Source organism: Streptomyces sp. NPDC054847, assembly GCF_053610925.1.
On record NZ_JBSGZJ010000448.1, the window covers coordinates 1 to 5,894 of the forward strand.

The window sequence follows — 5,894 nt, forward strand, 5'->3', positions numbered from 1 at the left end:
CCCGCGGCCTTCGCCACCGACTGGCTGCTGGTGTCCACAGCCATCAGCCGGCCAACCTTCCTGTTACTTCCAGTCCTTCAGGAGCTTGCGGTAGGCGTCGCCCGCCGCCTTCGCGCCCTTCTCCGGGGTGGTCTGGCCGGTGAGGACCTTGGTGTACTCGGTCACGAGCGGGGCGAAGAGGCTGCCGGTCTCGGGGATCCAGGGGCGCTCGACGGCCTTGTCGACGACCGGGCGGAAGAAGCCGACGATCTCGTTGCTGGCGACACCGGGCTGCGAGTAGACCGAGGTGCGGGTCGGGAGCAGGTTGAGCTCCTTGGCGACCTGGGCCTGGGTCTCTGCGGAGGTCATGTACTCGGTGAAGGCGTACGAGGCGTCCAGGTTCTTGGAGCCCGCGTAGACCGCGAGGTTGTGACCGCCCTGCGGGGCGCCCTGGCCGGCCGAACCGGCGGGCACGGGGGCGACGCCGAGGTTGGCCTTGTCGGTGAACTCCGGGCCCGCGTAGGTGTCGGCGACGGCCCACGGGCCGTTGATCATCATGGCGACCTTGCCTTCCTTGAAGGCGGTCTGCATGTTGTTCCAGCCGTCGGTGGCGTCGGTCTTGGCGGCACCGGAGGTGACCAGGTCCTTGACGACCTTCATCGCCTTGACGCCGGCCTCGTTGTCGACCGTGATGCTCTTGTTCTTGGCGTCGACCAGGTCGCCGCCCTCGCCGTAGAGGAAGGAGAGGAACCAGTAGGCGTCGTCGCCGCGCAGGTAGAGGCCGGTCTTGCCGGTCTTGTCCTTGATGGTGGCGGAGACGGTCTTCAGCTCGTCGATGGTCTTGGGGACCTCGACACCGGCCTCCTTGAAGATCTTCTTGTTGTAGAAGATGCCCATGGAGTCGATGACCTGCGGCGCGGCGTAGGTCTTGCCGTTGTACTTGGTGGAGGCCGCGGCCTGCTTGAGGAAGTCGTCCTCTTCCTTCAGCGCGGCGGTGCCGTCGAGCGGCGCGAGGTAGCCGAGGTCGGCGAACTCGGGGGTCCAGGCGACCTCGGAGCGGATGACGTCGGGGGCGCCGGAGCCGGACTGGGCGGCGTTCTTGAACTTGTTCTGCGCCTCACCGAACGGCACGTTGACGTACTTGACGGTGACCTTCGGGTGCTTCTTGGTGAAGCCCTCGGCGATCTTCTTGAAGACCTTGTCCTCGCTGCCGACCGTCGAGGTGTCCCACCAGGTGACCGTGCCGCTGAGCTCGCCCGAGCTCTTCTTGCCGCTGTCGCCGCTGTCGTCCCCGCCGCACGCCGTCGCCGACACGGCCAGTGCCGAGACCAGAGCGATGGCCGCTATGCCACGCCGCATGTGAACTCCTTCAACTGATCCCGGAAGGGCGGAGGCGAAGACCTGCCTCCCGCCGTCCGCTCCCTCGCGGTGCCGGGTTGCCAGGAACGTAACAGGGCTGAAAACGCTTCGAAAGACCTTGCGGCAAATTTCTGCAAGGACGGGCGATCGTTACATCCGCGTGTCCGGAGAGTTGCCGAAGGATCGCTTGACACCGTCCTGGAGACCGGACCAGGCCCAGGGTGCGCCCCTGGACGGGCCCCTCGCAAGCACTCCGCAAGGCTTTGCAGCGATGTGACAGGTTTCATGCCTCGCGAGGCCCCGCCGACGGCGCCGGCCGCGACATGAGGCGATGAACCTGCCGATTCCCGCACCTGGTGGGCAATCCGACGTACGCCCGGTACAGTCCACTTCCATGACCGCGCGGCTCGCCGACATCGCAGCCCAGGCGGGGGTCAGTGAAGCCACAGTCAGCCGCGTGCTCAACGGCAAGCCCGGCGTGGCCGCGGCCACCCGCGAGTCCGTCCTTGCCGCGCTCGACGTGCTCGGCTACGAACGTCCGGTGCGGCTGCGGCAGCGCAGCGCGGGACTGGTCGGACTGATAACCCCCGAGCTGGACAATCCCATCTTCCCCGCCCTCGCCCAGGTCATCGGCCAGGCCCTGACCCGCCAGGGATACACCCCGGTGCTCGCGACCCAGACCCCCGGCGGGTCCACGGAGGACGAGCTCACCGAGATGCTGGTGGACCGCGGCGTCTCCGGCATCATCTTCGTCTCCGGACTGCACGCCGACACCACCGCGGACATGCAGCGCTACGACCAGCTGCGCGCCAAGGGCGTCCCGTACGTCCTGGTCAACGGCTTCTCGCCGAAGGTGCAGGCCCCCTTCGTCTCCCCCGACGACCGGGCCGCGATGCAGCTCGCCGTGACCCACCTCGCCTCCCTCGGCCACACCCGGATCGGCCTCGCGCTGGGCCCCAGGCGGTTCGTGCCGGTGCTGCGCAAGATAGAGGGCTTCCAGCTCGCCATGGAGGAGCGGCTCGGGCTGTCGCCCGAGGAGTCGCAGGAGCTGATCCAGCACTCCCTCTACACCCTCGAGGGCGGCCAGGCCGCCGCGGCGGCGCTGATCGCCAAGGGGTGCACCGCGATCGCCTGCGCCAGCGACATGATGGCGCTCGGCGCCATCAGGGCGGCCCGGCAGCAGGGGCTCCACGTGCCGAGGGACATCTCGGTGGTCGGCTTCGACGACTCGCCGCTCATAGCGTTCACCGATCCGCCCCTCACCACCATCCGCCAGCCCGTGCAGGCGATGGGGCAGGCGTCGGTGCGCGCGCTGCTGGAGGAGATAGGGGGCACACCCGCCCCGCACAGCGAGTTCGTGTTCATGCCGGAACTGGTGGTCCGCGGTTCGACCGCCTCGGCGGCCAAGCGGACCCCGGACCGGGACGGAGCCGACGGATGAGCGGTCCCCGCTACGACGTACTGGTCGTCGGCGGCACCGGCGTGGACACGATCGTCCGCGTCGACGCGCTGGAAGTGCCGCCGGGCGACTCGCTGTTCGTCCCCCCGGTGCGCGACTATGTGGGCCACACCGGCAACGGGGTGGCGCTGGGCTGGCAAGCACTGGGCCTCGCCACCAAGTTCATCGACTTCCTGGGCGACGACGTCCAGGGCCGCACCGTGCTCGCCGCCTACGAGGAGCACGGTCTCGACTTCAGCCATGTCGTCTCCCCGCACGGCACACCCCGGGGCATCAACCTGGTCGACCCGCAGGGCCGCCGCTTCTCCTTCTACGACGGCCGCCACCCCGCCGACCTGCGGCTCCCGCGCTCCTTCTACCTGCCTCACCTGGAGCGCGCCCGGCACGTCCATCTGTCGATCGTCGGCCACAACCGCGACATGTACGAGGACATCCACCGCCTCGGGATCACCAGCTCCACCGACCTGCACGACTGGGACGGACGCAATCCGCACCACCGCGACTACGCCCTCGCCTCCGACTACGTCTTCCTGAGCGCCGCCGCGCTGCACGGCCGGCTCGAGAGGGTGATGCGGGACATCGTCGACGAGGGCCGCGCGCGGATCGTCGTGGCGACGGACGGCGCCGAGGGCTGCCATGTGCTGGTGCGCGGTGAGGACAAGGTCCGCCACTTCCCCGCCGTACGCCCCGAACGGCCCGTCGTCGACAGCAACGGCGCCGGGGACGCGTTCGTCACCGCGTTCCTGCACACGCTGTTCGAGGGCGGCGACGTGGAGCGGTGCGTGCTCGCCGGTTCCGTGTCGGGCGCCTTCGCCTGCGGCGCGGCCGGCACGCACACCGAGTTCATCGGCCTGCCGGAACTGCGCGCCGCGTGCGCGAGGGCGGCCCTCCCGGACTGAACGGGCCGGCCCTGAACGGCCGCGCCGTCCCGGGACATGCGCCGGGGCCCGCAGAGCGCCCCACGCGCCCCACAGGCCCCGGCTCCCCTGCGTGTCAGCTCTTGACCGCCCCCGAGGTGATGCCGCCGACGATGTGCTTGCCGAGGAGTGCGAAGACCAGCAGCAACGGCACGGTGGCGATGAACGCGCCGGTCAGCACGATCGCGTGGTTGACGGTGTGGTTGCCGGACCCGAGCCCGGCGAGGGCCACCTGGAGGGTGGGGGCGCCGTCCGGCGTGAGCGCGATGAACGGCCAGAAGAAGTCGTTCCACGCCTGCACGAAGATCAGCATGCCGAGGACGGCCATCGCCGGCCGGGCGATGGGGAAGACGACGTGCCAGATGATGCGCAGGCTGTGCGCGCCGTCCATCCTGGCGGCCTCGATGAGCTCCACCGGCAGCGCCTCGAGCAGGTACTGCCGCATGAAGAACACGCCGAAGGCGGCGACCAGGCTGGGCAGGATCACCGACTGGAGCTGGTTGACCCAGCCGAACTCGGTGATCAGCTGGTAGAGCGGGATGACGCTGAGCTGCGGCGGCACCGTCATCGTCGCCACCACGATCGCCAGGAGCACGTTGCGTCCCTTGAACCGCAGCTTGGCGAAGGCGAACCCGGCAAGCGTCGCGAACAGCACCGTGCTCGTCGCGACCGCGCCGGCGACGATCGTCGTGTTGATCAGCGCCTCCCCCATGTCCACCTGGTTCCAGGCGATGGAGAGGTTGTTGAACAGCTCCCGGCCCGGCAGCAGCGGGCTCGGGGCCTGCACCACGCGCTCGCCGGTGTGGGAGGCGGCGACCAGGTTCCAGTACAGCGGGAAGAGGGAGACGACCGCGGCGAAGACCAGCAGCGCGTACGTCAGCGGACCACCGTGGTGCTGACGGCCGGCCTTCTGGCCGAGCCGGCGCCTGCGGCCCCCGGTCGTGGCGGACGCGGCGGGCGCCGCGGTCCTGTTCAGCACATGGCTCATGAGCGTGCCGCTCCGTTCTTCTTCTGCGCGTTCGACCGGCTGAGCAGGCGCTGCACGAGTCCGATGGCCAGCAGCAGGAGCAGCATCACCCAGGCGATGGCGGACGCCTGGCCGAGCGCGCCGGTGACCCAGCCCTTCTCGTACATCAGCAGACTCAGCGTCTGGTACTGGTTGCCGCTGCCGCCGCCGATGCCGAGGCTGCCGCCGAAGATCAGCGGCTCACCGAACAGCTGGGTGGCGCCGATCGTGGAGACGACGATGGTGAACAGGATCGTCGGTTTGATCGAGGGGATCGTGATACTGATGAACTGCCGGAAGCGGGATGCCCCGTCGAGTGCGGCCGCCTCGTAGAGATCGTTCGGCACGGCCTGCATCGCGGCCAAGTAGATGAGGGCGTTGTAGCCGGTCCAGCGCCAGGTGACGATCGTGGAGATGGCGATCTGGGCCGGCCACTTCTCGGTCTCCCAGTTGACCGGGTCGATGCCCACGTAGCCGAGCAGCTGGTTGATCATCCCGTAGTCGGTGTTGAACAGCTGGGCGAAGACGAGAGCGGCGGCCGCGATCGAGGTGGCGTACGGGGCGAGGATCGCCACGCGGTAGAAACCACGGCCGCGGATGCGGTAGTTGAGCAGATGCGCCAGACCGAGCGCCATCAGCAGCTGCGGCACCGTGGAGATCACACCGATGGTGAAGGTGTTCGCCAGGGCGTTCCAGAAGAAGTCGCTCTCCGCGAGCCGGGTGTAGTTGTCCAGGCCGCGCCATTCGGCCTCGCCGCCCAGCTCGACCTTCTGGAGCGACAGCCAGCCGGTGTAGAGGAGCGGGAACAGACCGAAGGCGGCGAAGACGAGGAAGAACGGAGCGACGTAGACGTACGGGGTCGCCTTGAGGTCGATGCGGTACAGGCGGCTGCGCCAGCCGGACGGGTCCCGGTGCTTGGGGGCCCTGGGCGCGCCGGAGGAAGCGGCGATCACAGCGGCGCCCTTGTCGGGCTGGAGGGAGGTGGCCATCAGGCGCCCTTTCCCTGGTGAGTGGTGACGGAACGGCGGATGGCTTCGACGGCACCCGCGAAAGGGGCCGCCGGCTGCCGCGCGGGCCGCCGGCGGGCGGGGGCGGCTACTGGTCGCTCTTGTCGGCGACCACCGTCTTCACGTTGTTACCGGCCTTCTCGGGCGAGGTTCCACCCGTTTCGATG

At 69.2% G+C, this 5,894-nt stretch carries 5 protein-coding genes; 2 read left to right on the forward strand and 3 right to left on the reverse strand.

Features of this window, described 5'->3' with window-relative positions:
• Nucleotides 1-63: 63 nt before the first annotated feature.
• Nucleotides 64-1,338 carry an extracellular solute-binding protein gene (locus ACWGH4_RS29700; protein WP_441264820.1) on the reverse strand — a complete coding sequence of 425 codons (1,275 nt, stop codon included), beginning with the start codon at nt 1,336-1,338 and terminating at the stop codon, nt 64-66.
• A gap of 394 nt (nt 1,339-1,732) precedes the next feature.
• Between ACWGH4_RS29700 and ACWGH4_RS29705 the strand changes: the two genes are divergently transcribed.
• Together ACWGH4_RS29705 and ACWGH4_RS29710 are read left to right on the forward strand one after the other, a co-directional pair.
• Nucleotides 1,733-2,779, forward strand: a complete 1,047-nt coding sequence (locus tag ACWGH4_RS29705; RefSeq protein ID WP_441264819.1) for a substrate-binding domain-containing protein — start codon at nt 1,733-1,735, stop codon at nt 2,777-2,779.
• A complete protein-coding gene (locus ACWGH4_RS29710) occupies nt 2,776-3,696 on the forward strand; it encodes a carbohydrate kinase family protein (RefSeq protein ID WP_453466359.1) in 921 nt (306 codons plus the stop codon). The genes ACWGH4_RS29705 and ACWGH4_RS29710 overlap by 4 nt, the downstream gene beginning before the upstream one ends.
• A gap of 94 nt (nt 3,697-3,790) precedes the next feature.
• Here the strand turns inward: ACWGH4_RS29710 and ACWGH4_RS29715 are convergent, their stop codons facing one another.
• Together ACWGH4_RS29715 and ACWGH4_RS29720 are read right to left on the reverse strand one after the other, a co-directional pair.
• The gene (locus ACWGH4_RS29715; protein WP_189471791.1) at nt 3,791-4,702 is read right to left on the reverse strand and encodes a carbohydrate ABC transporter permease; all 912 of its coding nucleotides are present in this window, start codon (nt 4,700-4,702) and stop codon (nt 3,791-3,793) included.
• The gene (locus tag ACWGH4_RS29720; RefSeq protein ID WP_453466362.1) at nt 4,699-5,709 is read right to left on the reverse strand and encodes a carbohydrate ABC transporter permease; all 1,011 of its coding nucleotides are present in this window, start codon (nt 5,707-5,709) and stop codon (nt 4,699-4,701) included. The genes ACWGH4_RS29715 and ACWGH4_RS29720 overlap by 4 nt, the downstream gene beginning before the upstream one ends.
• Nucleotides 5,710-5,894: the final 185 nt, after the last annotated feature.